We start from the raw sequence: 25,123 nt of genomic DNA, 5'->3' as shown, positions 1-25,123 counted from the left end.
CCGCGACACGGCGATCAAGCCGGCACGAGGCAACCGTGCAAACATCCGCTTCGATCCGAAGCTCGAGCCGTGGCACGGGCCCACGAGCCTACTCCGTGATACGCGCCACCTTCAGCGCCTGATCAAACATCTCGCGGAGCGCTGCGGTGATGCCCTCCGCGCTGTCGGCCTTGAAGAACATGCCTGGCGAGGCGCACCTGCGCAGCGGGTCGGCGAGGGTCGGGCTGAACCCGTTGACCAAGTTGTTTTCCCGTACGATAGTGGCGTCCTTGCCATATGTCTTGACAAAATTATACGGAATATAAAGCACAGAAATGGTTGCGCCAGCGTTTTTCAGGTCAGTGCATTTCGATGGATCGATCTGAGCAGGCTGCGATCCGTCCCACTCGGCATAGCGATAACCTGTGAACTTTGACGGACTGCCGGGATAGGTCCTCTTGTCCTTCCAGGACGAATAGGTCTGGCTGTTCTGCATCCCGTCGGTGATGAGGAACACGAACGGCTTCGGATTCGTCACGCTGGACCCATTGCCATAGGTCTGGATAGCCGATTTCATCTGCGGCAGGGCCGTTTCGAAATGGGTGCCGCCGCTCCCGGTGCCGGTGGTTGGATCGTTGTTGGTGTAGAGCTGTGTGCTGCCGGTATCGAGAAGCTTAGTGAAGGCCAGCGGCCACTTCTTGTCGCACTCAGCGAGGGTTTTCATCGAGGCCAGCGATGTGGTGGTGTCGCTGAGCGGCGACAGCGTCGCCAACCGGTTGATGAACGGGTAGATGCCGATCCGATACTGGTTCGGCACGACCGGCGTCGAGGCTCGGTCGAGAAGGGCGCAGACGGCGTTGTTCACGGCGTCGGAGCGCAACTGAATTTTTCCCGCGGCCAGATTCCAACCCTTCGCCGTCGGGAAGTGACACGCGAACTGGCAATTTCCCTGAGACTCGACGCTCTGGCTGGCAAGCTTCTCCGCATCGGCATCCGTCGTCGGCAGCCCCATGGAGCCCGACACATCGACCATCAGGTAGAAGTCGGAGTAGCCTGCCAGGTCCGCCGAGGCGGTCACGGTGTTGCTGAAGGTCGACGCCGACACGCCGAGGATCTTCCCGAACACGCTCTGAACCGTCGCCGTATAGGTGATCGCCGCGGTGAGCACGTTCCCGCTTCGTGTCACCTGCGGCGGCGACAGGTTCACCGTCGCGAACGACACGCTGCCGGCATTGATGTTGAAGGCCTTGAGGGCCTGGTTCCGGCCCGCGGTGAGGCCTGCGGTCGTCACGTCGCTCTGCTTCGCGTTGGCGGCGATGTACTCCTTGGCCGTCACGACGCCCGCGAGCGCCGCGTTGTCCGCCGCGTTGTCGAGCCGCGTCTTGCCGGTGATCGCCATGCCGTAATCGACACCGAGACCGACGAGGCCGACGGTCGGGATCACCGCCATGGCGAACATGATATTGATGCTGCCGCCGTGATCGGCGGCCAGGGCCTTCGCCCGGCCCTTGAGCCGGCGCGCGCGGGTCAAAAGCCGGTACATCTGGTCGCGATCCCTGTGTTGTTGGTCGTGTCGTAGTTCACCAGCGAAGCGTAGCGCGGCATCACGTAGGCCGATCGCGCGATCCGGATGGCCGGAACGAAGCCCGAGCCGAAGGTCGGCTGGAAGTCGAACACCACGTCGATCGCCACCAGGGATCCAGGTCCGTAGGACGAGCGCGGCAGGGTGGCCCGGTTCGGCGATGCATCGTCGTCAGCCGGCAACTGCGCCGGGTTGCAGGGTCGATAGTTCTCGCCGCTGGCCGGCTGGTGCGTGCCGGTGCTGGTCCAGACCACGTTGGCGTCGAAGCAGGCGCTTAGGTCGCCGCTGGTGTCGGTCCGGCTCTGGCAGGCCGCGTTTCTCGCCCTGAACTGAATGGCGGCGTAATTGATCGAGATGGTCTGCCACCACGCGACGCCGCGGCGCTTGGCATCCTTCATCACGTAGGGAAAAAGCACGAGCGCCGAGTCGTAGCTGAAGTGCAGGTCGGCGGCGTTGACCTGCGCAACCGTCGTGTTCCTCGGCGGCGCCGCCTGCGAGATCATCTGGCTGATCGAATGGGCGACCAGTTCGACCTTACGGGTCGCGTCGATGTAGGCAACGATCTGGATGCTGGCGAACATGATCAGCAGCAGGGTCGGCAGGATCAGCGCGAACTCGACGGCGGCCATGGCGCCTTCGGCCGCACGGAAGCGCGCGACACGGAGGGCAAGGCCGGTCCGGGCGGCCCGCAACAGAGCCCCGCTGCGGCGGCCGCACCCGCGCGTCGATCCCGGAACGGGCAGCGCCGCGGGCGAGGGCGTATGAGGGGGATGCACCGCCATCAGTACTGCTCGTTGCGGAAGGCCGCGGCCGAGATCGCGAGATAGGCCGGCTTGCCGTTGTAGGTCGCTCCGCCGCTCAGCCAGGACGAGATCGGTGCGGGCAGGAAGGTGATCGGATAGATGACCTGCAGGTACTGATAGTCCCCCCGGCCGCCCATATTGAGCACCCCGGCCCCTGACGCGAGATTGGAGACGATGACGCCGTTCATGTCGGAACTGACGAAGGAGTAGTAACCGCTGGGCTGCGCCGATCTCGGCACGACGTAGAGGTTCACGATGATGTCGTTGCAGGAGAACGCGGCCGGCAGATATCCGCAGACGCTCTGCTTGAAACCCTCCAGTGTCGCCGCCGTGGATTGTGACTGGAGGTCGCCGGTCAGGATCTTCCGTGATGCCCGCGCCGTGGCATTGTCGAGCACCTGGTTGATATACAAGACTAAGGCCGTTGCCATGATGAAAAACAAAGTGATGATGAATGCCGAGCCGACCAGAGCGAATTCTACGGCTGCCGAGCCCTGTTCGTTCTCAATGTAGTTCGATTCTTGCCGCATGATGGCAGTCTATCGGCCAGGATTTAAATAAAAGATAACATGATGTTAGAAATCCTGGGCTTTGGTGTTTGACCGGAGTTACGTTCCTGCGGTTCGGCGAGCAGGTCGGGCCCGGCAGGCCAGCTATGCGGTCGGGCGTGACGATCCGGCACTTTGGTGCATTGCGAGAGGAAGGGTCGCGGGCCAAATCCCGTGTGACCGCGTCGGGGAGGGGGCCTGCGCGGCCGATCGCCGATCCGGCATACCGCAAGAGTTCTCCACTTTCCCCATGTCCTCCGCCTCCGTGTCCCACTCTCCCGTCGATCATTCCTCGCGCCGTCCAGTCGCATGTCGCGGCGGGACGAGCCTGCGCCGCCTCTGGCCGAGCGACGGCCCGGCTTTGCGCGCCTTCTTCCTCCGCCTCGACGCCGAGACCCGTGCGAGCCGGTTCATGGCGTCCGTCGGGGACAGGGCTTTGGCCGATTATGCGGAGCGGGCGACGGTGATGTCCGGCATGGTCGTCGGCGTCTTCGTGGGCGGCACCCTGCGGGCGCTCGGCGAGTTGCGCCCCTTCGGCAGCGGGGCGTCCGGAGCGCGGCGTGCGGAGGTCGCGCTCACGGTCGAGCAGGGATTCCGGCGGGCGGGCCTCGGCTCGATGCTGCTGCGGCGTCTGACGGAGGCGGCCCGCAATCGCGGGATCGCCGAGCTTCGCCTGCGCTGTCTGCCCTACAACGCCGCCATGCGCCGGCTGGTCGTGGGATTCGGCGCGCAGATGCGTCTTGAGGAGGGCGAGAACAAGGGAACGATCCGGCTCGCTCAGGCGACGCCGCTCTCGCTGTGGCGGGAGGGGATCGAGACGGCCCTCGATTTCGGCCTCGCCGTGACGGCCTTGCCTCAGCTTCCGCTGCCGCGGGCGGCCTGAGCCCCGTGCGTCACGCCGCCTCGTCCGGCCAAGCGACGATGCGCTCGACCAGTTCGTCCTCGGCAAACTCCTCCTCGTTGCCGGCGACGCGTCCGCGCACCGAGATGCCGGCCTCGTGGACGCTCGCCCGGCGGCCGGTCTTGAGCGGGTGCCAGGCCGGCAGGTCGCGGCCCTCGCGCACGAGGCGGTAGGCGCAGGTCGGCGGCAGCCAGGGGATCGTGCGCACCGCCTCAGGGGTCAGGCGCACGCAGTCCGGCACGCGCTTGGCCCGGTTGCGATAGTCGCTGCAGCGGCAGGTATGGGTGTCGAGCAGCGTGCAGCCGACATCGGTGTGGTGGATCTCGCCGGTGTCGTCGTCCTCGAGCTTGAGCAGGCAGCAGCGTCCGCAGCCGTCGCATAGGCTTTCCCACTCCGCCGGGCTCATCGCCTCGAGGCTCTTCACGCGCCAGAACGGCCCATCGCTGCGCTCGGCCATCTCTGGCGCCTCGCCTTCCTTGATCGTCTCGTTTCGGGACAAGGCGCCCCTCCTGCCGCATGGCCGCCCCGGGGGCAAGCGTGGCCGGATGATCGGCCGTCCACGCCATCCGACGGCCGGATTCGGCTGTCAGAGCTTTCTTAAGGTTAATGCGCGGTTGACGGGGCGCCGGGTGCCGCCGGCCCGTTCTTCGCGTTCCTTAACGGAAGCGGAAGCTCGCGGGCCGGCGCGTGTCCTGATACAGAACGTATCGGGGTATCGTTGTCGGTCTGCACCGCTCCTCAACCGACCCGGCCAACGTCGAGAGAAACCGGAATCCGCCTTGCGCCTGCCCAGCCTCAAGACGCTGACGACGCGGATCAGCCGCGCGGCCCTGGCCTTCGATGCCTGGGTCAATGCGAGCCTCTACGAGGGCGGCCATTCCACGACGGAGGCCTATGAGCGCTTCCAGGCGCGGATGCAGGTCTTCTCCGTCCGCGGCTGGAAGCGAACCGTCCTCGACCTCACCAGCGAGGGCGTCACCATCGGCACGGCCGGCGCCCTGATGCTGCTGTTCCTGGCCCAGCCCGCCTTCAATCTCACCAGCGACAACTGGCTCAAGGCCCAGGATCTCGCCGTCACCTTCCTCGACCGCTACGGCACCGAGGTCGGGCGCCGCGGCATCAAGCATGACGACTCGTTGAAGTTCGACGATTTCCCCGAACTGATGATCAAGGCGCTGCTCTCGACCGAGGACCGGCGCTTCTACGAGCACTGGGGCATCGACCCGATCGGCACGGCGCGGGCGCTCGTCTCGAACTCGTCCGGCAAGGGCAACATGCAGGGCGGCTCGACCCTGACGCAGCAGCTCGCCAAGAACCTGTTCCTGTCGAACGAGCGCTCGCTGGAGCGCAAGATCAACGAGGCGTTCCTGTCGTTCTGGCTCGAGACGCACCTGACCAAGAACCAGATCCTGAAGCTCTATCTCGACCGCGCCTATATGGGCGGCGGCACCTTCGGCGCCGTGGCGGCGGCGGATTATTATTTCGGCAAGCGTCTGCAGGACATCACGCTGGCGGAGGCCGCGATGCTCGCCGGCCTGTTCAAGGCGCCGACCAAGTACTCGCCCAACGTCAACCTGCCGGCCGCCCGCAGCCGGGCGGTGGACGTGCTGCACAACATGGTCGAGGCCGGCTTCGTCACCGAGGGCCAGATCCAGACGGCGTTGCGCAACCCCGCGACCCCGGTGACCCGCACCAAGGACATCACCGCCGACTACTACCTCGATTGGGCCTTCAACGAGGTGAAGCGGCTGGCCGATGCGGGCAAGCTGCGCAACGACCGCGTCCTTACGGTGAAGACGCCGCTCGACCTCTCGATCCAGCGCTCCGCCGATCAGGCAGTGGAGAACACCCTGCGCCGCTTCGGCGATCAGTACGACGTGGACGAGGCCGGCGTCGTGATCCTCGACCCCGACGGGGCTTTGCGCGCCATGGTCGGCGGCGCCGATTACGGCGAGAGCCAGTTCAACCGGGCCACCGACGCGCTGCGCCAGCCCGGCTCCTCGTTCAAGCCCTACGTTTACGCCGCGGCGCTGGCCTCGGGTCTCTACAAGCCGGACACGGCGGTGGTGGACTCGCCCGTCTGCGTCGGCAATTGGTGCCCGCAGAATTACGGTCGCTCCTATTCCGGCCGGCAGCCAATGTGGCTCGCGGTGGCGAAATCGGTCAACACGATCCCGATCAAGATCACCACCGCCATCGGCAAGGGAATGGGCATCACTCACGAGTGGAAGGCGGCCAAGGCGGGGCGCGAGAGAATCATCCAGCTCGCCAAGGCGATGGGGGTGACGACGCCGCTTACCGACACGCCCTCCTTGCCGATCGGCGCCACCGAGGTGACGGTGATGGATCAGGCGGCGGGCTTCGCCGTCTTCGCCAATGGCGGGCGGGTGGCCAAGCCCTACGTCGCCAGCGAGGTGCGCAATTCCAGCGGCGAGGTGATCTACCGTCACGCCGACGAGAAGCCGGTTCAGGTGCTCTCGTCCCAGGTGACGGCGGACATGAATTATATGCTCAACAAGGTCGTCGAGGAGGGCACCGCGCGCAAAGCCCAGATCGAGGGCGTGAAGGTCGCGGGCAAGACCGGCACCACCAACGGCTACCGCGATGCCTGGTTCGTGGGCTACACCGGCAATTATGTCGGCGCCGTCTGGTACGGCAACGACGATCATAGCCCGACCAACAAGATGACCGGCGGTTCGCTTCCCGCGATGACGTGGCACGAGATCATGGCGCCCGCCCACCAGGGCATCGAGCTGAAGCCGATGCCCGGCCTGAACGAGCGCAAGGGCGCGCCGCAGGCGGCTCAGGCCCAGGCCGATAGCGCGGCGGCGGCCGCCAGTTCGAGCGGCCGGCTCTCGCGCCGCTCCTTCGAGGTGCTGTCGAGCCTGAACGGCCTGTTCCGCACCGTCGAGACCAGTCGCTCCGCGGCGAAGCCCGAGCCGGCCCGCTCCGGCGCCGTCGCCCCCGATCGGATGCGGGCACCGGGCCTCGCGCCCGTCGACGTCGCCGAGGGCGCCCGCGCCTCCGGCGGCTTCGGGACGCCCTGAGGCCGATCCCGATGGCCCTGTCGAGTGGAGTCGGCCCGGCGACCGGAGCCCCTGGGCGCGAGGATGCGTCCTCACGCCTGCGCCGCCTGGCCCGCGGCGCCGCCTCGCGCAGTTCGCGGGTCGGATTGTTCGTCTACGCGCTCACCCTCGGCGGCCTTCTGGGGCTCGCCAGCGCCGACTACGCCACCAGCGGCGGCTATCCCTTCGGCGGAACATCGATCGGAAGCTGGACGGCGTGGCCCAAGGCCGGCTCGCTCGATACCGACCCCTATGCCCGCGCCGTCAATGCGCGGCGCGGCGACATTCCTCTCGCGGTCGGGGAGGGCATGCTGCTGACGGCGGCCAGCGACGACGGCGGGCGCATCCTCGATGCCGCCTGTACCTATCGCCTCTCGGGCGTCACGCCGCCGGCCCGCGCCTGGACGATCACCGTGACCGGCCGCGGCGCGCCCGCGCCGGGGCAGGAGCCGGTGCGAACGGGTTTCACCTCCACCGAGATCCTGCGCGAGACGGACGGCCGTTTCGCGATCCTGCTCAGTCCCGAGGTCCAGTCCGGCAACTGGCTGCCGATGCCGCGGCCGAGCGGGCCGGTGCGGCTGGCGCTTCGCCTCTACGACACGCCGGTCGCCGCGAGCGTCGGCTCTCTCGACCGCGACAGCCTGCCGGCGATCGAGCGGACGGGGTGCGCTTCATGAGCCGGAGCGCCTTCTGGCTCGCCACCGCCTGCGGCCTCCTCATCGCCGGGATCGTCCACATCGCGACCGTGCTGGCGATCCCGCGCTTCTCGGAGGGCGACGCCTTCACCCGCGCCCGGGCGAGCGAGACCCTCGACCACCCTTTGCGCATCCACGGCCTCGCGGGCGGCCCGCCGGCGGCCGGCGGGGCGTGGCTGCCCAATCCCGATCCGGCGGTCTCGGTCGGCGTGTGCTCCTACGATCTCGATGACGGACCGATGCGGCTCTCGGCCCAGGCCGGTTCGCTGATGCTCTCGGTCTCGATGCACAGCCGCCGCGGCGCCTTCTACGCGGTGACCGATCAGGCTGCGGTGCGCGGCGGCCTCGATCTCGTGGTGATGACCCGCGCCCAGTACGATGAGGCTCTGGCCAACGACGTGGCCGGTGAGGTGACACGCGACGTGCGCATCATCGCGCCCGCCCGGCGCGGCTTCGCGGTAGTGCGGGTCATCGCCGCCCTCCCGAGCGAGCGCGCCGTGGCCGACGCGGCGGTCCAGGCGGTGGCCTGCACCATCGACAGCCCGGCCGAACCGACCGGGGACGAGGCGGGGAACGGCAAGAGCTAGCGCATTGTCCCGGAAGCAAGCCGCCGGCTTTCGGGAGAGGACGATGCTCCGGCCCCCTAAGAACCTATCCCGGTAGGGTTTGTTGAGCGGCGATGATCCCGCAGGCGAAGTGGACGAGGGCTCGGTAGTTCCGGGGCTTTTTGGGCCAGCGGATGAGGATGCCACGGAAGCGGTTGAGCCAAGCGTGGGCGCGCTCGACGACCCATCTGCGCGCCTTGGCCCCGCGGTGGCGTTTGGCGTGGATCTCCTCGCCTCGGCGGCGCAGGTGGAGGGTGAAGCCGCGCTCCTCGACCAAGGTCCGGGAGGTGGCGTAGTCGTATCCCTTGTCGAGGCACAGGTGCAGGGGCGAGCGTCTGGTCGGTTTGGGCCGGGCGACGGGTACGGCGTCCAAGGTCTCACCCATGAGAAGATGGTCGTTGACGTTGGCGCCCGCGATGACGACGCTGATCGGGACGCCGCGTCCGTCAGTGAGCACCGAGCGCTTGACCCCGCGCTTGCCGCGGTCGGTCGGGTTGGGGCCGGTTTTTTCCCCCACCCAGGGGCGCCTTGCCCATGGCTGCATCCAGCGACAACCACGTCCAGTCGATCCCGACCAGATCGTCGTAGGCCAGCAGGCCCTCCCGCCAGAACGCCTCGAACACCCCGGCCTGCGTCCACTCCTGGAACCGGCGATGGGCCGAGGAAGAGGTGCAGATCCCGGTGGCGGTCAGGGCGTTCCACTGGCATCCGGTGCGCAGCACGAACAGGATCGCGTCCATCGCCTTGCGATCGGGCGTCCGCGGGTTGTGACAGCCCAGAGGATGAGGCGGACGTGGAGGCAGCAAGCGCTCCATCCGCGCCCACAGATCGTCGGGCAGGCGATAGCCGTCGTCCAGAACTGACGGCTTGCTCGGGCGGCGCTTGCGAGGCTCGGTCATCCCGACAAACTAGGGCGCCGAGCCTCAGCGCCTAGCGAGATAGGTTCTAAGCGGCGCACGGCACCCACTTCGGCCTGCGCCGAGCCGGTTCATACCAAAACCGATTGATGAGTTCGGTCTCCTCGGCGTCATGGCGAGGCGAAGCCGAAGCGATGCAGGGCGCGCCCCTGCCGGACAGGTCGCGCGCTGGATCGCTTCGCTGTCGCTCGCGATGACGGCGGGGGCGATATCCGAGGTGACAGACCGGATGGGTGTCGCAGCGTCACGCAGCGTGCTTGGGTCGATGATGGAGCGGCACGCTCGAAGCAGGGGCTCAATCTCCCGTTTTCGAGGTGTGAGCGGCGGTTTCTTGCCGTTCCGGCTTCGGAAGCGAATCTTTTATGCGGATCGCCGCGAAAGCCATGCGCGTGGTTCGATTGTACCCACGGCGATTTTTCTTTAGGGTCCGAGTCTTAGGTCTGTCGCAGGGCTTCTGCCGCGCGGCTGCCGTCGGCGGGGATGCCTGTCGCGGAAGATCACAGAGCCGAAAGAGGCTGCTGCCTTCCGTGCGGGGGTCTTTTCGGAGGCGTCGGCGGATCGCGAGGCGGCCCGGCGATTCGCGAAGGCGGCCCGCCGCCCCCATATCGGCCAGTGTCGGATCTGACCGCGGGTTCGAAACGCCAGTGCGTCGCGTGCGCACCGAGGAAGAGTGTCATGAGTCAAACGGGCCGCGATGACCCGCAATCCCTCGACAACCAGCTCTGCTTCGCCGTCTACGCGGCGGCGCATGCCTTCGGGCGGGCCTACCGCAGCCTGCTGGCCCACCACGAACTGACCTACCCGCAATATCTCGTGCTGCTGGTGCTGTGGGAGGAGGAGGGCCTTTCGGTCAAAGAGATCGGCAGCCGCCTCTTCCTCGATTCGGGCACTCTCACGCCGCTCCTCAAGCGCCTCGAAGCCTCCGGCCATGTTCGCCGCGCCCGTGACCGGCCGGACGAGCGTCAGGTCAGCATCTTCCTCACCGAGAAGGGGCGGGGCCTCAAGGGCAAGATGGACTGCCTGCCCCACACGGTGGGCGGCATGACTGGGATGACCCTCGATGAGCGGCGCGCGCTGCTCGACAACCTGGCCTTGATGCGTGACGAGCTTCACGCCCGCGCCGGTAGCACCGATCTGACGGCGGCCAATGCATCCGGCTGAAGCGCGGTTCCACGGGATCGAAGCGGACGCCGTATCGGCGAGGCCGCGCGACGTTTGAGGAGCCCGCCGTCGGGCCAGCGCGATGGGTCCCGCCGAAGTCTGGCTCCGCCCTAACCATGGCGTCGATCGATCTGGGCATGACGGGGCTCTCTCCACAGCAGGCCGAAAACGAAAAAGCCGCCCCGAAGGGCGGCTTTCCGTTTTCCGAGAGAGCGGCGCGAGGGCGCCGCTCGGGACTTAGGACTTGGACTTGATGTAGGCGATGATGTCGTCGACCTTCTTCGGGTCCTTGACGCCGGGGAAAACCATCTTGGTGCCGGGGACCTTCTTCTTCGGATCGATCAGCCACTCCTTGAGGTTGGCCTCGTCCCAGGTGATGCCGGACTTCTTCAGCGCGTCGGAGAAGGCGTAGCCATCGGCGCCCTCACCAGCCTTCGCACCGAAGACACCCTTCAGGGTCGGGCCGACGCCGTTCTTCTCGAAGTTGTGGCAGGCCTTGCAGGGAGCGAACGCCTTCTCGCCGGCGGCGGCATCGCCCTCGGCATGGGCGGCAACAGGAAGCAGCAGCGCGAAGGCGGCGCCGAGGATGAGATGACGCATCGTTTTTTTCCTCCTTGGAACGGCCGAAGCCGGCTTGCTTATGGCAGAGCTTTTAGCCTTAGAACAGATATAGACTAAGCCGGGCAGGCGTCCAGTCGAGGCCACTTCACGAAGACGCTCACGCTCCTTTCGGTGGCTGCATGGGTCGGCAGGAACCACTTGTGCGTCTCGAACGTGTTTCGGCTAGAATGCGCTGTCGGCGTCGTCCGGGTAAAACTGGGATCAGGCGGCTGAAGCGGGGCTGAAGGCCCTGTAGGGCACCTGTGGATGACCGACCAGCGCGGACGCACAGTCGAAGTGAGCCCAGTCCGACAACGCGCGTCCGAGCGAAGACGCCGAACCCATTTCTGGAGGAGATGCCGGCCATGTCGATCGCCTTCCCCGCACCGGATGCGGATGTCGTCGCCCGCCGCGACACGATCATCGAGGGGCTGTCCGCGCTGGTCGCGCCGGAAGCCCTGGTGACGACGGAGGACGAGCGCCGCGCCTTCGAGACCGACGGGCTCACCGCCTACCGCAAGATGCCGCTCGCCGTGGTGCTGCCCTCGACGACGGCGGAGGTCTCGGCGGTGATGGCCTTCTGCCACGCCAACGGCGTGCGGGTGGTGCCGCGCGGCGCCGGCACGTCGCTCGCCGGCGGCGCCATCGCACAGGAAGACGCGATCATTCTCGGGGTGGGCAAGATGACGCGCATCCTCGATCTCGATTTCGCCAACCGGACCGCTCGGGTCGAGGCCGGAATCACCAATCTCGCGATCTCGGGGGCCGTGGCGCACGAGGGCTTCTTCTACGCCCCCGATCCGTCGAGCCAGCTCGCCTGCACCATCGCCGGCAACATCGCCATGAATTCCGGCGGGGCGCATTGCCTGAAATACGGCGTGACCACGAACAACCTCATGGGCGTGACGCTGGTGACCAACGACGGCACCGTGGTCGAGCTCGGCGGCGAGCATCTCGATGCGCCCGGCTACGACCTGCTCGGCCTGATCTGCGGCTCGGAAGGGCAGCTCGGCATCGTCACCGAGGCGACCGTGCGCATCCTGCGCGCGGCCGAAGGCGCCCGGCCCGCGCTGGTCGGCTTCTCCTCGGTCGAGGATGCCGGCGCCTGCACCGCGGCGATCATCGCGGCGGGCATTATCCCCGTCGCCATCGAGTACATGGACCGCGAGGCGATCCTCATCACCGACGATTTTTCGGGAGCCGGCTACCCGCGTGACGCCGCCGCGATGCTGATCATCGAGGTCGAGGGCTCGGACGAGGAATGCACCGACATGCTGGCCCGGATCGAGGCCATTGCCGCGCGCTTCAACCCGACCAGCATCCGCGTCTCGAAGTCGGAGGCCGAATCCGCCGCGATCTGGAAGGGCCGCAAGTCCGCCTTCGGCGCAACCGGCCGCATCTCCGACTACATCTGCATGGATGGCACGATCCCCACCGGCCAGCTCGGCCATGTGCTGGAGCGGATCGAGGCGATCTGCGCCGAGAAGGGCCTGCGCGTCGCCAACGTGTTCCATGCCGGTGACGGCAACCTGCACCCGCTGATCCTGTTCGACATCAACACGCCGGGCGAGCTGCAGAAGGCGGAGGCCGCGGGCGACGCGATCCTCAAGCTCTGCGTCGAGGTCGGCGGCTGCCTCACCGGCGAGCACGGCGTCGGCATCGAGAAGCGCGAGCTGATGCGCTTCCAGTACGCGCAAGCTGACCTCGAACAGCAGATGCGGGTGCGCAATGTGTTCGATCCGGCCTGGCTGATGAACCCGGCCAAGGTGTTCCCGCTCGAAGGCCGGGTCGCGGCCTGACCGACGGAACGGATGCGATCGGCGGCTGGTTGGCGTCTCACCCGCTCGCATCGGCCCGGACCTCGGTTTCCGGGCGATGCTTTCATGAGAGGCTCAAGCGATGAAGAATCCGGTTCTCACAGCGGCCGTCCTTGCCCTCGGCGTCGCGGTTCTCGCCGGCCCGGCCGAGGCCAAGGGCTGCCTTAAGGGCGCCGTCGTCGGCGGTGCGGCGGGAAGCATGGCCGGCCACGGCAAGGCCGGTGCCGCCGCGGGTTGCGTGATCGGCCACCACGAGGCCAACAAGAAGGACAAGGCGGGCGGACAGAACGCGCAGCCCGCTCCGGCCAAGTAAGCGAGCCTCCCCCGTGCCGCGCTACTTCTTCCACACCCGCATCGCCGCCGACACGCTCACCGACGAGGACGGCGTGGAGCTGCGCGATCCCGATCAGGCGTGGCGGGTGGCGCGGGCGACGATCCGGGCGAGCCTGGAGGACGAGGGCGGTGACCCGCGTCTCGTCGCGGCCATCCTCGTCGTCACCGACGAGGCGGGTGAGGTGGTCCTGGAATTCCCCTTCGCCGAGGCGATCGACGCGGCGGATGATCCGGCCGAGCCGGGAGAGGGGACCCTGCACTGAGCGGGCGGGTTCTCACCCTTTCGGCCCGAGCCGCTCGCAGCGGAAGGCGCCGTAGCCGCTGCGGGCCAGCCGCTCCGCCAGGGCCGGCAGGAACAGTTCCGCCTCCCTCGTCAGCATCCAGGGTGGATTGATGACGACGAGGCCGGTGCCGGTCAGCCGCGTCGGATCGTCGGGCCGCTCGATCATCAGGTCCAGACGAAGCGCCGGCCGCTCCAGTCCCTGGTCGAGTGCCGCCGCCATGCGGTCGATCCCGGCGACGTCCTTGATCGGGTACCAGCCGAGATATGTCCCGGTCGGCCACTTCCGCGCGGCCTTCAACAGGTGCGCGCCCAGCCGGTCGATCTCGCCGCGCTCCTCATAGGGCGGGTCGATCAGCACGAGGCCGCGGCGCTCCGGCGGTGGGATCAGCGCGTTGAGGGCGGTCCAGCCGTCGAGATGCATCACCTTGGTGCGGGAATCGCTGGCGTAGCGCTGCGCCAGCGTCTGCGCGTCGGCCGGATGCAACTCCACGAACACGCCTTTGTCGCCCGCGCGCAGATGCTCGCGAATGATCGCGGGCGAGCCGGGATAGGTGGTGGGGCCGAAGCGCGCCTTCACCGCCGCGACCGCCGCCCGGTAGGGCGCGAGCAGGGCCTCGACCTCCGGTTCGAACGGCGCGTCGAGCCGGCCGAAGCCGTCACGCCATTCGCCGGTGCGCCCGGCTTCGTCCGCCTCGAGATCGTAGACGCCGAGGCCCGCATGGGTGTCGATCGCTCGGAACGGTTTGTCCTTGGCGCAGAGATGCACGAGCACGCGCGTCAGCACGAGGTGCTTGAGTACGTCCGCGAAATTGCCGGCGTGGAAGGCGTGGCGGTAGTTCAGGGCATGGTCCTCGCTGTCTGAGGACCGCGCTTAACAGGAAAGTCGCGCCCGCGTCAGCGCGCCGCCTCGACCGAAACCTCGCCCGCGCGGCAATTCTGGCGCGCGACCTCGGGGCAGGGGGTGAAGCCGCGCAGATCCTTCGAGAAGCAGATCCGCACCTCCTGCAACTGCCCGCGGCGGCAGGTCACCGACATCATGTCCGGACGCAGGCCCTTGTTGGCCATCACGAATTGCCGGGCGATCTCGATTGGGGCGGCCCGCATGTCGCCCTGCGGCTTCACGAAGGCCTCGGGGATCGTCACCGCCTCGCGGGCCGTCTTCACCGCCTTGAAATAAGCGACCGGATCGAGCCCGGAGCAGGTGCCGTGGGTGCGCCACTCGTGGCGGGCGAGCCCCTCGCTCGGCATGATCTCGCCCGCGGCCTCGACCGCGCTGCGGGTCAGCGGGCGCTCCACCGCCGAGCAGTTCGAGGGATAGCCGCGCTCGAATTGCGGCCACAGCCCGTGCACCACGAAGCCGAGGCCGCGGCCCGGTGCGCATTGCCCATTGCGGTCGCGACGCGCGCCCTCACCGTCGCAATAGGTCGGCGACCACGACAGCGCCAACACGTAGAAGTCGAACGAGCCGGGCTCAGCCCCGCGGCGAAAGCCGCCGAAATCCTGTGCCTGCGCTCCGGAGGCCAGGGTGAGGCCGAGGGCCAGGGCAGCGAGGCGGCGGAGGCGGGGCATGGACGGGACTCGGGGCGCGGGACGTCTCAGGACGATGCCGGGGGCGGAGTACAAGTCAAGCGTGTGTCCGCCGCCCGCCCACCTTTCTCAACCATCGATCAGGGCCGGGCCATCCGGCAGGCAGTGGCGTAGGCGTAGGCGTTGTTGCGGTCGAGGCCGTGGACGCAGAAATCGACGCCCCAGGTCGAGCCAATGATGCCGAGGCTCTCGCGCACCGAGTAATCGACCTTGCGCCGCACCCCGTCCGAGGTGGTGGCCAGCGCCGAGCAGTAGCGGCGCGGGATGAAGTCGACGCCGTAGGGCCGCCACGCCGTGCGCTCGATCCGCTCATAGGAGACGATCGTCAGGGACGAGTTCCAGAACTTCGCCTCCTTCTCGGCGAACTGGGTCGAGACCTTTTCCAGAACGCCGGTGTCCTGGCAGCCGGGAATGTCGGCGTCGTAGGGGAAGGTCTGCTCCTCGGCCGGCGAGATCTCCTCGCGGCCGGAGCGGGCGAGCGCCGGCAGCACGGACGATGCCGTGAAGAGGCCGAGCGCCAGGACGGCGAGGGGAAGGTTCGGGCGCATGCCGCTCTGATCCGCCTGTTGAGGGTACCGCGCGACGCCCGCCCTCGCAGGGCGTGTCGCGGCGGGCACCGGATGGGCGAAAGACGATGCGCCGCGCTTGGCTCAAGTCAAGCTTCGACCGGGCGCGGGCGCCGCTTTTGGGCCGGCCTGGGGTGTGCCGGGCACACCCTGGACGGATTAATAGATCGGCTCGTCCGGGGCGTGATCCGAGACCTGGGGCGCGGCCAGCGACAGCGGCGCGTAGGCCGCGTCGTGTGCCGGGACCGGGGCGCGCCGGGGTGCCGGTGCGGCGGCGTAGGCGGTCGGCGCGGGAGCGGCCGGGGCGCGGGCGACCCGCGTGCCGGTGGTACGCGAGGAGGTGGGGGCGACGCCGTAGGGATCGTCCTCCTCGACGTCGATCGGCGCCTGAGTCGGCATCGTCTGGCGCGCGGGCGGGCGCGGCGAGGCCAGCGGACGCGGCGAGCCGTTGGCGGCGTTGAGCTGCGACTCGAACTTCAGCAGCGGCTTGCACACGCGTCGCAGGCCGCGCGGGTCGTGCATCGCCAGATCGACGTGGATGTGGTCGTAGTGGAACACGTTGGAGCCCGGCGCCAGAACGGTCGAGAACCGGGCGCAGGCTCCCACGAAGACTTCGCGCAGAAAAGCCTGCTCGGCCTCGGTGCCGCGCCAGCCGCCCTTGACGGTGATGACGTGGCCGTCGGCGAGCGTGAAGGACATGATGTCGAGCGCGTTGCCGAAGGAATGTTCGGAGAGCTTGGCGCCGACCTGGTTGTTGCGGCCGCGGCAGGAATAGGAGCCCGCGTTGATCTCGGCCACCGGTACGCCGAAATAGAGATTGGCGGCCGGCTGGATCGTGTCGGCGAGCCACGCCTCGGCCTCGGCCAGCGCTGGGCAGGCCAGCGTCATGCGCTGCTTGAGTGCCACCGTGCCGCCGCCGAGCCGCGTCACCCGGAAGGGCTGCTGCATGCCGCAGGGGCCGGGACCGTCGATCTCCTTGGCGAGCGAGACATAGGCCGTCGGCTGCACCAGCTTGCGGGCGATGCACATCTGTTCGGCTTGGTCGCGCCATGCCTCCCGGCGTTCGAACCGGTTGATCGCACAGCCCGTGAGCCCCGCGCCGAACAGCACCAGGGCCGAGAACGCTAACGCTTTACGCCACATGGACGCGACGATGCGCATCGTCGCGTAAACGAGCCGCTAACGATGCTGCCTCGCGCCTGCCCCCATGTGGAGCGCTGTTGACAGATGGGTGACGGGCGGTGACTCGAAGATGCATGATATCGCTGCTCGACATCCGCGCCCGCATCGCCGACGGCACCCTCTCCGCCGCGGATGCGGTTCGCGCGGCGCGCGAACGGATCGCCGCGCGTGATGGCCGCATCGGCGCCGTGCTGCGCACCGCGCCCGAGGCGGCGGTGCCTGACACCGGGCCGCTCGCCGGCATCGCGGTGGGCATCAAGGACATCATCGACACCGCCGACATGGCGACCGAGTACGGCTCGCCGATCCATGCCGGCTGGCGGCCGAGGGCGGACGCGGCGATCGTGTCGCGGCTGCGGGCGCTCGGCGCGGTGCCGCTCGCCAAGACCGCGACCACGGCCTTTGCCGGCCTCGATCCCGCCGCCACCGTGAACCCGCACGATCCCGGCCACACGCCGGGCGGCTCCTCCTCGGGCTCGGCCGCCTCAGTCGCCGCCGGGATGCTGCCGCTGGCGCTCGGCACCCAGACCGGCGGCTCGGTGATCCGCCCGGCGGCTTTCTGCGGAGTGGCGGCGATCAAGCCCTCGTTCCGGCTGCTGCCGACGGTGGGCGTCAAAACCTTCTCCTGGGCGCTCGATACGGTGGGCCTGTTCGGCGCGTCGGTCGCCGACATCGCCCATGCGCTGGCCCTGATCGCGGACCGGCCAGGCATCGAGACGGCGGCAACGGAGCGCCCGCGCCTCGCCCTGTGCCTCCAAGATTTCGCCGGCAGCCCCGACGCCGACGCCCTCGCAGCCCTCGAGCGGACCGCCCGCGCCGCCGAGCGGGCCGGGGCGTCGGTGCGCGATCTCGTCCTGCCGGAGCCCTTCGCGCGGGCCTGGGCCGCGCACCCGACCGTGCAGGATTTCGAGGCGCGCCAAGCGCTCGCCTGGGAATATGCCGAGCACCGCGACGCCCTGCCGCCGGTCCTGCGCGGCCAGCTCGACCGGGCGCAGGATCTCAGCGCGGCCGACTACGACGCCGCCCGCCGCGAGGCGCACCAGGCGCGCCGTCTGCTGAAGGAGCTGTTCTCGGATGTCGACGCGATCCTCACGGTGTCCAGCATCGGCCGTGCCCCGCACGGGCTCGGCTCGACGGGGGATGCGCGCTTCAACCGTCTCTGGACGCTGATGGGCGTGCCCTGCGTCCACGTGCCGGTGCCGGGCGACGGCCTGCCGCTCGGCGTGCAGGTGATCGCCCGCTTCGGCGACGACGGGCGTGCGCTTGCCGTCGCGCGGGCAATCGAAGGAGCGCTGGCGACGGCATAGCAAATATTGAGCTGGCAAATTTACTGATAATCCCGGCCTTATTTTGTTATCGACCATGTGTTGCGCAGTTGCCACGAAGCCATCAAAGATCAATATGACACGATTATGAATAAGCGTCGCCGAGCTGCTTGTTCAAGGGTCCCTGCGGCGGTTCCGCCGATTCGGACACCGGAGAACAAGTCATGCGGTACGCAAGCAGCGTCTCACTCGCGGCCCTGCTCGTCGGCGCCTTCGGTGCGACGGCGGCGCAGGCGCAGACGGCCAACATCACAGGGGCCAACGCCAACGTCCTCAACCTGCTCGGGCCGTTCCTGTCGCTCAACGCCAGCGAGGCCGGGCGCGCGACCCTGACGCGCAACCTCGATCAGGGCGTCTCGCTCAACAACGCCGCCGACCTCCCGCGGCAGCAGCGCGCCATCTCGGACAAGCTCATCCTCGGCTCGGCAACCAACAACCTCGCCTCGTCCGGCCTCGGCACCTACGGCGCCGGCGGCAATCTTGCAGGTGGCCTGCCGGCGCAGAGACCGGTCAACGGCATCGTTCCGCAGCAGACCGTCGGCGGGCTCGGGCCGCGGCTCGGTACGCTCTACCAGCAGGGCACCGCCGCCGGCACTGCCGGTCCGCTCGGCCGCGTGGTCGAGTTGATCGTCCGGGCGAACGGCTTCACCGGCTCGGATTCGGCGGTCGCCAAGAACTACCTCGCCAACGGTGCGGCCAACAATCCGGCGGTGACGCCGGCCAACTACGTCGCGGTTCCGGCGGTCGCCCCGGCCGGCTTCACGCTGCCGACCGCCAACGGCCTGCCCAGCCTCACCAGCAGCGTCTACGATCTCGCCTACGGCGTCACCAACACCCAGCCGGGCCAGAACGTCTACGGCAATTCGCGACCCGCGCAGGTGGCGCCGGGCCGCTACGTCGCCTTCGATCCGACTGCGCTCGCCGGCATCACCACCAACCCGGCCTTCCCGAGCGGCCACACCACCTACGGCTTCACCACGAGCATCCTCCAGGCGATGCTGGTGCCGCAGCAATACCAGGGCATGCTCGCCCGCGGCGCCGAGTACGGCGACAGCCGCGTGGTGCTCGGCGTGCATTATCCCCTCGACGTGATCGCCGGCCGGGCGCTGGCGAGCTACGACGTCGCGCAGGCGCTCACTAACCCGATGTATCGCGACAACGCCGCGACCACGGGCACAGCGCTCGATATGCCGAGCCTGTTCACCCAGGCCTCGGCGCAGATCCAGGGCTACCTCGCGGCCCAGTGCGGCACCACCGTTGCGGCCTGCGCGCAGAGCGCCGCCAACACCGCCGGCAACCCGTATCTGGTCACCGAGGCCAATGCGGCGCTCTATCGCCAGCGCCTGAGCTATGGGTTGCCGACGCTCACCTTCGCGCAAGCCCCGCGCGAGGCGGCGCCGGCCAACGGCCCCGACGCCTCGATCCTGCTCGCGCCGCTCTACGGCGGAAGCAGCGCCGCCGCACAGCGGATCGCCCCGGCGGGCGGGCTCACGGCCAGCCTGCAGACGGGCACGATCAACCAGATCCTCGTCAACACCCAGGCCGAGGCGCTCGCCGCCTTCTACGGCACGCCGCTGAGCTACTGGACCCGCATCGACCTCTACGCGGCCTCCACCTATTTCGGGAACGTCACCGGCACGCTCCAGCTCGATCCGCGCGACCGGGTCGCCACCGACGTCACCATCGGCAACACCGGCACCCTCATCGCCGACGGCGCGGTGGCCGGCCGCGCCACCTTGGCCTCGGGCGGCGTGCTCGGCGGCGCCGGCATCGTCGGCGGGCTCCTGGCCCAGAGCGGCGGCACGGTCAGCCCCGGCGGCGGCCAGGGCGGTCCGCTCGGGACGCTGACGGTGGCGGGCGAGGTCCGCTTCGCCCCCGGCTCGACACTCCGGATCGAGACCGGGTCCGGCAACGCCGCCGATCGCGTCGCAGTGACGGGGCAGGCGGTTCTCGGCGGCACCGTCGCGCTCGCGCCGCTCGACGGAGTCGTCAACCCGACCGGGCGCTACAGCATCCTCACCGCGAGCGCGGTGACCGGCCGGTTCGACGACGTCCGCGGACCGGACTACGCCTTCCTGGTGAGCGGCCTCGATTACACCGGCCGCACCGTCGACCTGACGATCGCGCGCAACGGCACGCCGTTCGCGGCCTTCGGCCGGACCCGCAACGAGGCTACCGCCGCGGCCGGGCTCGACGCCGCGACCGGCTCGATCCTCAACGACCGCGTCGTCGGCCTGAGCCGCGCACAGGCGTCCGGCGCCTTCGCCGGGCTGGCCGGCGACATCCATGCGAGCACGACCTCGGCCGCTTTCGAGGCCGCTTATTTCGTGCGCGAGACCCTGCTCGACCGGCTGCGCCGCGGCACCATGCCGGCCTCGTCCGGCACCGTGCCGGTGACCTACACCGCCGACCTGCCAGGCCGTTCCGCGCCGATGGCCGTTGCGACCCTCGATCCGCGGGTGTTCGGCCTGTGGGGGCAGGGCTTCGGCAGCTTCGGCGACGCCCGCAGCGACGGCAACGCCGCGGGGCTGACCCGCCAGACCGCCGGCTTCGCGCTCGGGGCGGATCTGCGGCTCGAGAATGGCGTCCGGATCGGCGTCGCGGGCGGCTACAGCCGCACGAACCTCGACACGGCCGGACGCCTGCAGACGGGCGAGATCGAGAGCGCCTTCGGCGGCGTCTATGGCGGCACCGAGTTCGGGGCGGTGGCCCTGCGCCTCGGCGCGGTCTACGCCGAGAACAGCCTGCGCACCCGCCGCAGCGTGACCCTGCCCGGCCTCTCCGAGACCGAGACCGCCCGCTACGGCGGCCGGACGATCCAGGGCTTCGGCGAACTCGGCTACCGCTTCGCGCTCGCGGCGCCGGGGGCGGTCCTGTCTCCGGACGGTGCGATCCCGACGCCGCTGTCCTACATCGAGCCCTTCGTCGGCGGCGCCTACGTCCATATCGGTCAGGATCGCTTCCTCGAGACCGGCGGGGCCGCGGCCCTGCGCGGGCTCGGCCGCGACAATGGCGTCGGCACGGCGACCGTGGGCCTGCGTGCCCAGACCCTGCTCGATCTCGGCTTCGGCGCCCCGGTCACGGCTCACGGCCTCGTCGGTTACCGCCGTGCCTTCGGCGACGTGATCCCGACCGCCCTGCTCGCCTTCCAGGGGGGCGCCTCCTTCGTGAGCGCCGGCATGCCGATCGACCGTGACGCCCTGGTGGCGAATGCCGGCCTCGATCTGCGGGTCTCGGCCAGCGCGACGCTCGGCCTGGCCTATACCGGTCAGGTCGGCGCCCGCGCCCAGGACCATGCCGTCAAGGGAGGCTTCACCTACCGTTGGTGAGCGCAGTCCCCGAGGCTGCGGTCCCCGAAGCCGATGCGCGCGGCCCGGATGCTCGATCCGGGCCCTTTCCCACGAAGCGGCGGCTGCGTTATCGGCTCGGCTTGTGCCGCTCGGTCAGCGGCAGATCGATGATGCAGTGCAGGGCGGTCCCGCTCAACTCGTAGCGGGTGCGCGCATCCAGCGAGTAGGGCAGGGCTTTCTCGATCAACTCGCGGCCGTAGCCACGCCGCTGCGGAATGGTCTCCTCGGCGGAGCGTTGGAACCCGGTCTCGTGCCAGTGCAGGATCAGCCGCGCCCGCTCGCCCTCGGTGTAGGTGTGCCACGTCACGCTCAGCCGCCCGGCGCGGTCGGCGAGCGCACCGTACTTGCGCGCATTGGTGGCGAGTTCGTGCAGGGCGAGCGCGAAGGTCTGCACCGTCGCCTTGCGCAACCGCACGGGCGGGCCTTCGAGGACGATGCGCTCCGCCGCCTCCCAGGCGCCCAGGGCATCGAGTTCGGTGCTGATGAGGGTGTGCAGGGTGATCGGTTCGAGAGTCGAGCGGGAGAGCAGGCCCTGCACGCGCGAGAGCACCGCGAGCCGACCGTAGAAGCGGCTGCGGAACACCTCCATGGAGGTGCTCCCGGCCATGGTCTGCTCGGCCAGAGAGCGCACCACCGTGATGAGATTGCGGGTGCGGTGCTGCAGCTCGGCCACCATGACGCCCTGCTGCTCCTGGAGCCGGCGCAGGTCGTCGATGTCGGTGGAGGTGCCGAACCATTCGACGATGCCGCTCTCCCCGCATACGGGCAGCGCCCGGTTCTGGAACCAGCGGTAGCGATCCTCCGCGGCGTGGCGGATGCGGTAATCGACGGTGAGGGCGCTGGCCGGGTCGGTTCCGTTCCAGGCCTCCTGTGCCCGGGTGCGGTCGTCGGGGTGGAGCGCGTCGAGCCAGCCGGAGCCGCCGCTCTCGGCCTCGGTCTGGCCGGTATAGGCGTACCATTGCGGGCTCGCCCAACTCCAGCCGCCGGCCTGATCCGCCCGCCAGACGAGTTGGGGAATGCCCTCGACCAGGGCGCGCTGCCGGGCTTCGCTGGCGCGCAGCTCCGTCTCGGCCTGGGCACGCTCGGCCGCATCCCAAGTCCGGGCGGCCACGTCCTCGGCCAACGCCACCTCGGCGCGTGACCACGCCCGTGGCTTGCGGTCGTCGAGAAAGAACAGGGCGCGCAACTGGCCGTCGCGCACCAGGGGCACCGCCAGCAGGCTGCCGATGTCCACCTTCCTGTAGAATTCGGGATTCCGGAGCGCGCGGGTGTCGTCCACGATGATCGTCTCGCCCCGGTGGCACCGGTCGCGAAAGCTCTCGCCGAAATCCCGGATGCGCAGCGGCCCGAGATGCGGCTCCTCGACCGCGCTGTAGCGGACTTGCCGTTCGAGGATCTCGCCGTCGGCGTAGACGCGCGCATAGCCGGCCCGGCTGAGGCCGAGATGAGGGCCGAGCGTCTCGACGGCGACGCGCAGGGTCGCCACGGGATCGGTCTGGCCCTGCAGCCGGTCGGCGAGGTCGAGCAGGAAGGCATGGCGCGCCTCCTCCGCCCGCAGGTGCTCGGCTGCGAGATACTGGTCGTGGATGTCGGTGGCCGCACCGAACCAGCGCCCGATCCGGTCCTCCGCGTCTCGGGCCGGGGCATGGCGGATCAGGAACCAGCGGTAGGTCCCGTCCCGGCGGCGGATGCGCTGCTGCCGCTCCAGGGCGCGGCCGGTGGCGAGGGCCTCGCCGAACACCTGCCACGTCTCGTCCTGATCGTCCGGATGGAGGGCGGCGACCCAGCCGCCGTCCTGCACCTGGTCGGGCGTCAGGCCGGTGTAGTCGTACCATTGCTGGTTCGCGACGGTGATCTTCCCTTCGCGATCCATGTGCCAGAGAAAGCTCGGCACGAGTTCGGTCAGGTTGCGGAACCGCTCCTCGCTGTCGCGCAGGGTGTCGGCGGTCCGCCGGCTCAGCAGCGCCTGGAGGATGGCCGGCGCCAGCGCCTCGGCAGCCTCCCGATCCTCCGGTCTGAAGCCGCCCTCCCGGTTGCCGAGGCCGATCATCCCTACGGTTCGCCCATCTCGCTTCAACGGCACGCCGAGGAAGGCCTTGAGCGGCGGATGCCCCTTCGGCGTGCCGATCCGGTCGGGATGCGCCTGCGGATCGTTGGCGATGAGGCTGCTGCCGTCCTTCAGCACGCGGCCGTAGAGGCCGTGGAGCTTAAGTCCTTTCGGAGGCACGCCCTTCGGGAAGGCAGGATCGTCGATCGCGAAGTGGTGCCAGCCGCGATCGCTGATGGAGACTTCGTCGAACTGGCCGCTCCCGTGGTTGATCTCGCCCATGAAACTGAAGGCGCTCTGCGTCACGTCCTCGGCGACCGCGAGGCAGACGCGGCCGAGCTCCTCCTCCGTGCGTGCGGCCAGCGCTTCGCGGAAGATGCGGTTGATCCCTTCGAGCACCGCGTTCTTGCGCCGGATGTCCGCCTCCGCCCGTCCGCGCTGGACCGCCGACCAGATCCGCTCGGCGACGTCGCGCAGCAACCCGACATCGGTCTCCGTCCAATCCCGCGGGATCGCCTGCGTGACGCAGAGCGCGCCGACCAGGCGGCCGTTCTTGATGAGCGGTGCCCCCAGGCAGGCCGCGATCCCGAGAGCCGCCAAGCCCGCACGGTGCGCCGGCGGGACCGCGGCCGAAGTCTGCGTGTCGGCCACGACATGGCAATGACCGCGGCGGAGGATGTCGACCGACCATGCGAAATCCGCGATGGGGTGTTCGCCGGCGATCGAGCGCGCGTCGCCGCGAAGGTGGTCCCAAGCGACCCGCGCGGTTCCGGCGGCCTCGTCGATGGCGACGTAGTAGGCTCGGTCGACATCCAGCCGCTCGCCGAGCAATCGGCAGGCCTCGTTCTGAATCGTGGCCGGATCGGTCAGCGTGCGTATCGCGTCGCTCAGCGCCAGGAGGAACGCGTGCCGCTCCTCGCGATCCCGCAGGGCCGTCTCGGCCGCTTTGCGCTTGGTGATGTCGTCGTAGAGGACCAGCAGCCGATCGTTCGCCTGCGGGGAGACCGAGATCTCGAACCAGCGCCCCTTCGTGTCGGTATGCTCCAACCGTGCCGGCATGCCCGCGGCGGCGATCCGCTCGTAGGTCTGAACCCACCAGGGATCGAGATCCGGCACCACCTCGCGCGCCCGCCGCCCGCGCGCCTGCGCCGCCGGGAGGCCGATCAGCCGCTCGAAGGCGGGATTGAGCGCGACGAAGCGGAAATCGACGGCACGGCCCTCTTCATCACGCTCGAGTTCGAGCTCGCAGAAGCCCTGTCCCATCGTCTGGAACAGGGCGCTGTCCGTCGCCGCGCCGGCCCGGAGCGGCGTCTTGCGACGGCCCTCCGTAACCGTTGCCCCGGTTCCGGTGACGAGCACCAGGACCCCTGCCGCTCCGCCGCCCAGATCGCGGACCGGGCTGAGACAGAGCGTGAGCCCCGCACCGGACAGCTCCGTGCCGAGGACGAGGCCGGCGACGGTGATCGCGTCGCCGGACCCGGCCTGCCGGAGGAGGAGGGCCAGCCTCTCCGCGTCATGTCCGGTGCGCGCGAGGGTGGGGAAGGCGCGTCCGACCGGGACGGGGCCGACCAGCGCCCGGAAGGCGTCGTTGCACAGGATCGTCAGGGCCGGGCCCCAGGCCAGGGCCGCCGGTGCGCCCAGATCGTTCACGAGCCCGGCAGCCGACCGCAGCGAAACCGGCCACGTCTCGATCGGGCCGAGCGGCGTTTCGGCCCAATCGTCCTCGCGAGGCAGCCGGTTCGCCGTGCCGGGAGACGACGGCCGCTCGGGCGGATCC

The 25,123-nt window shown here is 69.2% G+C and carries 21 protein-coding genes; 10 read left to right on the top strand and 11 right to left on the bottom strand.

All coding sequences use genetic code 11. The features are described from left to right. Positions 1 to 88 precede the first annotated feature (88 nt). From LPC10_RS04560 to LPC10_RS04550, 3 genes are read right to left on the bottom strand one after another with little or no spacing between them, the layout of a single operon-like run. Positions 89 to 1,522 (bottom strand): pilus assembly protein TadG-related protein, encoded by a 1,434-nt coding sequence (locus LPC10_RS04560; RefSeq protein WP_231345652.1) that lies wholly within the window; start codon positions 1,520 to 1,522, stop codon positions 89 to 91. Beyond that, entirely contained in the window at positions 1,507 to 2,343 is an 837-nt protein-coding gene (locus LPC10_RS04555) for a TadE/TadG family type IV pilus assembly protein (protein WP_231345651.1), read from the bottom strand. The genes LPC10_RS04560 and LPC10_RS04555 overlap by 16 nt, the downstream gene beginning before the upstream one ends. Continuing rightward, the gene (locus tag LPC10_RS04550) at positions 2,343 to 2,894 is read right to left on the bottom strand and encodes a TadE/TadG family type IV pilus assembly protein (RefSeq protein ID WP_231345650.1); all 552 of its coding nucleotides are present in this window, start codon (positions 2,892 to 2,894) and stop codon (positions 2,343 to 2,345) included. The genes LPC10_RS04555 and LPC10_RS04550 overlap by 1 nt, the downstream gene beginning before the upstream one ends. Before the next feature lie 268 nt (positions 2,895 to 3,162). On the opposite strand from LPC10_RS04550, the gene LPC10_RS04545 reads away from it, so the two are divergent. Continuing rightward, on the top strand, positions 3,163 to 3,795 hold the full coding sequence (locus tag LPC10_RS04545; protein ID WP_231345649.1) for a GNAT family N-acetyltransferase: 633 nt from the start codon (positions 3,163 to 3,165) through the stop codon (positions 3,793 to 3,795). A 10-nt stretch (positions 3,796 to 3,805) separates the two neighbouring features. On the opposite strand, the gene LPC10_RS04540 is transcribed toward LPC10_RS04545, so the two are convergent. Beyond that, complete coding sequence (locus LPC10_RS04540) at positions 3,806 to 4,270, bottom strand: YcgN family cysteine cluster protein (protein ID WP_231346965.1); 465 nt, start codon at positions 4,268 to 4,270, stop codon at positions 3,806 to 3,808. 322 nt (positions 4,271 to 4,592) lie between these two features. Here LPC10_RS04540 and LPC10_RS04535 point away from each other — a divergent pair, with 322 nt between their 5' ends. The 3 genes from LPC10_RS04535 to LPC10_RS04525 are packed head-to-tail and all read left to right on the top strand — an operon-like array spanning position 4,593 to position 8,160. After that, on the top strand, positions 4,593 to 6,860 hold the full coding sequence (locus LPC10_RS04535) for a transglycosylase domain-containing protein (protein WP_231345648.1): 2,268 nt from the start codon (positions 4,593 to 4,595) through the stop codon (positions 6,858 to 6,860). An 11-nt stretch (positions 6,861 to 6,871) separates the two neighbouring features. Continuing rightward, complete coding sequence (locus LPC10_RS04530; protein WP_231345647.1) at positions 6,872 to 7,555, top strand: DUF1214 domain-containing protein; 684 nt, start codon at positions 6,872 to 6,874, stop codon at positions 7,553 to 7,555. Continuing rightward, the gene (locus tag LPC10_RS04525) at positions 7,552 to 8,160 is read left to right on the top strand and encodes a hypothetical protein (protein WP_231345646.1); all 609 of its coding nucleotides are present in this window, start codon (positions 7,552 to 7,554) and stop codon (positions 8,158 to 8,160) included. Before LPC10_RS04530 ends, LPC10_RS04525 begins: the two co-directional genes overlap by 4 nt. 64 nt (positions 8,161 to 8,224) lie before the next feature. Here LPC10_RS04525 and LPC10_RS04520 read toward each other — a convergent pair. Beyond that, positions 8,225 to 8,993 (bottom strand): IS5 family transposase gene (locus tag LPC10_RS04520; protein ID WP_231346964.1). Its coding sequence is split into 2 segments (ribosomal slippage): positions 8,225 to 8,695 and positions 8,697 to 8,993, totalling 768 coding nucleotides; the frame shifts between segments, so codons are not numbered across the junction. Between the two features lie 777 nt (positions 8,994 to 9,770). Between LPC10_RS04520 and LPC10_RS04515 the strand changes: the two genes are divergently transcribed. Then, the gene (locus tag LPC10_RS04515) at positions 9,771 to 10,256 is read left to right on the top strand and encodes a MarR family winged helix-turn-helix transcriptional regulator (protein WP_231345645.1); all 486 of its coding nucleotides are present in this window, start codon (positions 9,771 to 9,773) and stop codon (positions 10,254 to 10,256) included. A 237-nt stretch (positions 10,257 to 10,493) separates the two neighbouring features. Here LPC10_RS04515 and LPC10_RS04510 read toward each other — a convergent pair whose 3' ends face one another. After that, positions 10,494 to 10,856 carry a cytochrome c family protein gene (locus tag LPC10_RS04510; protein WP_231345644.1) on the bottom strand — a complete coding sequence of 121 codons (363 nt, stop codon included), beginning with the start codon at positions 10,854 to 10,856 and terminating at the stop codon, positions 10,494 to 10,496. A 365-nt stretch (positions 10,857 to 11,221) separates the two neighbouring features. Between LPC10_RS04510 and LPC10_RS04505 the strand changes: the two genes are divergently transcribed. The 3 genes from LPC10_RS04505 to LPC10_RS04495 all read left to right on the top strand — a co-directional run bounded on the left by LPC10_RS04505 (position 11,222) and on the right by LPC10_RS04495 (position 13,269). Next, on the top strand, positions 11,222 to 12,655 hold the full coding sequence (locus tag LPC10_RS04505; protein WP_231345643.1) for an FAD-linked oxidase C-terminal domain-containing protein: 1,434 nt from the start codon (positions 11,222 to 11,224) through the stop codon (positions 12,653 to 12,655). Positions 12,656 to 12,755: 100 nt separating this feature from the next. Beyond that, entirely contained in the window at positions 12,756 to 12,986 is a 231-nt protein-coding gene (locus LPC10_RS04500; protein WP_231345642.1) for a hypothetical protein, read from the top strand. A gap of 13 nt (positions 12,987 to 12,999) precedes the next feature. Further along, positions 13,000 to 13,269 (top strand): hypothetical protein, encoded by a 270-nt coding sequence (locus LPC10_RS04495; protein ID WP_108938885.1) that lies wholly within the window; start codon positions 13,000 to 13,002, stop codon positions 13,267 to 13,269. 12 nt (positions 13,270 to 13,281) lie between these two features. Here the strand turns inward: LPC10_RS04495 and LPC10_RS04490 are convergent, their stop codons facing one another. From LPC10_RS04490 to LPC10_RS04475, 4 genes are all read right to left on the bottom strand, one after another. Continuing rightward, positions 13,282 to 14,130, bottom strand: coding sequence for a 23S rRNA (adenine(2030)-N(6))-methyltransferase RlmJ (locus LPC10_RS04490; protein ID WP_231346963.1), 849 nt, complete (start codon positions 14,128 to 14,130; stop codon positions 13,282 to 13,284). 53 nt (positions 14,131 to 14,183) lie between these two features. Next, positions 14,184 to 14,858, bottom strand: a complete 675-nt coding sequence (locus tag LPC10_RS04485; protein WP_231345641.1) for a ribonuclease T2 — start codon at positions 14,856 to 14,858, stop codon at positions 14,184 to 14,186. A 98-nt stretch (positions 14,859 to 14,956) separates the two neighbouring features. After that, positions 14,957 to 15,424: a hypothetical protein gene (locus LPC10_RS04480; protein ID WP_108938882.1), complete on the bottom strand. Its 468-nt coding sequence runs from the start codon at positions 15,422 to 15,424 to the stop codon at positions 14,957 to 14,959. A 177-nt stretch (positions 15,425 to 15,601) separates the two neighbouring features. Continuing rightward, positions 15,602 to 16,585, bottom strand: a complete 984-nt coding sequence (locus LPC10_RS04475) for an extensin family protein (RefSeq protein WP_231346962.1) — start codon at positions 16,583 to 16,585, stop codon at positions 15,602 to 15,604. A gap of 113 nt (positions 16,586 to 16,698) precedes the next feature. Here LPC10_RS04475 and LPC10_RS04470 point away from each other — a divergent pair, with 113 nt between their 5' ends. Then, positions 16,699 to 17,931 carry an amidase gene (locus LPC10_RS04470; RefSeq protein WP_231345640.1) on the top strand — a complete coding sequence of 411 codons (1,233 nt, stop codon included), beginning with the start codon at positions 16,699 to 16,701 and terminating at the stop codon, positions 17,929 to 17,931. Between the two features lie 182 nt (positions 17,932 to 18,113). After that, a complete protein-coding gene (locus LPC10_RS04465; RefSeq protein ID WP_231345639.1) occupies positions 18,114 to 21,278 on the top strand; it encodes an autotransporter domain-containing protein in 3,165 nt (1,054 codons plus the stop codon). Positions 21,279 to 21,366: 88 nt separating this feature from the next. Here LPC10_RS04465 and LPC10_RS04460 read toward each other — a convergent pair whose 3' ends face one another. After that, the gene (locus tag LPC10_RS04460) at positions 21,367 to 24,609 is read right to left on the bottom strand and encodes a GAF domain-containing protein (RefSeq protein WP_231346961.1); all 3,243 of its coding nucleotides are present in this window, start codon (positions 24,607 to 24,609) and stop codon (positions 21,367 to 21,369) included. Between the last annotated feature and the right edge of the window lie 514 nt (positions 24,610 to 25,123).

Origin of the sequence: Methylorubrum sp. B1-46, assembly GCF_021117295.1 — a bacterium.
Lineage (GTDB): Bacteria > Pseudomonadota > Alphaproteobacteria > Rhizobiales > Beijerinckiaceae > Methylobacterium.
This window is presented reverse-complemented; position numbering and strand designations above follow the sequence as displayed.

Excerpts from the sequence above, each read along its gene's own strand:
- LPC10_RS04560 (WP_231345652.1), bottom strand. The coding sequence starts at position 1,522 with ATGTACCGGCTTTTGACCCGCGCGCGCCGGCTCAAGGGCCGGGCGAAG.
- LPC10_RS04555 (WP_231345651.1), bottom strand. The coding sequence starts at position 2,343 with ATGGCGGTGCATCCCCCTCATACGCCCTCGCCCGCGGCGCTGCCCGTT.
- LPC10_RS04550 (WP_231345650.1), bottom strand. The coding sequence starts at position 2,894 with ATGCGGCAAGAATCGAACTACATTGAGAACGAACAGGGCTCGGCAGCC.
- LPC10_RS04545 (WP_231345649.1), top strand. The coding sequence starts at position 3,163 with ATGTCCTCCGCCTCCGTGTCCCACTCTCCCGTCGATCATTCCTCGCGC.
- LPC10_RS04540 (WP_231346965.1), bottom strand. The coding sequence starts at position 4,270 with ATGGCCGAGCGCAGCGATGGGCCGTTCTGGCGCGTGAAGAGCCTCGAG.
- LPC10_RS04530 (WP_231345647.1), top strand. The coding sequence starts at position 6,872 with ATGGCCCTGTCGAGTGGAGTCGGCCCGGCGACCGGAGCCCCTGGGCGC.
- LPC10_RS04525 (WP_231345646.1), top strand. The coding sequence starts at position 7,552 with ATGAGCCGGAGCGCCTTCTGGCTCGCCACCGCCTGCGGCCTCCTCATC.
- LPC10_RS04515 (WP_231345645.1), top strand. The coding sequence starts at position 9,771 with ATGAGTCAAACGGGCCGCGATGACCCGCAATCCCTCGACAACCAGCTC.
- LPC10_RS04510 (WP_231345644.1), bottom strand. The coding sequence starts at position 10,856 with ATGCGTCATCTCATCCTCGGCGCCGCCTTCGCGCTGCTGCTTCCTGTT.
- LPC10_RS04505 (WP_231345643.1), top strand. The coding sequence starts at position 11,222 with ATGTCGATCGCCTTCCCCGCACCGGATGCGGATGTCGTCGCCCGCCGC.
- LPC10_RS04500 (WP_231345642.1), top strand. The coding sequence starts at position 12,756 with ATGAAGAATCCGGTTCTCACAGCGGCCGTCCTTGCCCTCGGCGTCGCG.
- LPC10_RS04485 (WP_231345641.1), bottom strand. The coding sequence starts at position 14,858 with ATGCCCCGCCTCCGCCGCCTCGCTGCCCTGGCCCTCGGCCTCACCCTG.
- LPC10_RS04480 (WP_108938882.1), bottom strand. The coding sequence starts at position 15,424 with ATGCGCCCGAACCTTCCCCTCGCCGTCCTGGCGCTCGGCCTCTTCACG.
- LPC10_RS04475 (WP_231346962.1), bottom strand. The coding sequence starts at position 16,585 with ATGTGGCGTAAAGCGTTAGCGTTCTCGGCCCTGGTGCTGTTCGGCGCG.
- LPC10_RS04470 (WP_231345640.1), top strand. The coding sequence starts at position 16,699 with ATGATATCGCTGCTCGACATCCGCGCCCGCATCGCCGACGGCACCCTC.
- LPC10_RS04465 (WP_231345639.1), top strand. The coding sequence starts at position 18,114 with ATGCGGTACGCAAGCAGCGTCTCACTCGCGGCCCTGCTCGTCGGCGCC.
- LPC10_RS04460 (WP_231346961.1), bottom strand. The coding sequence starts at position 24,609 with ATGGGACAGGGCTTCTGCGAGCTCGAACTCGAGCGTGATGAAGAGGGC.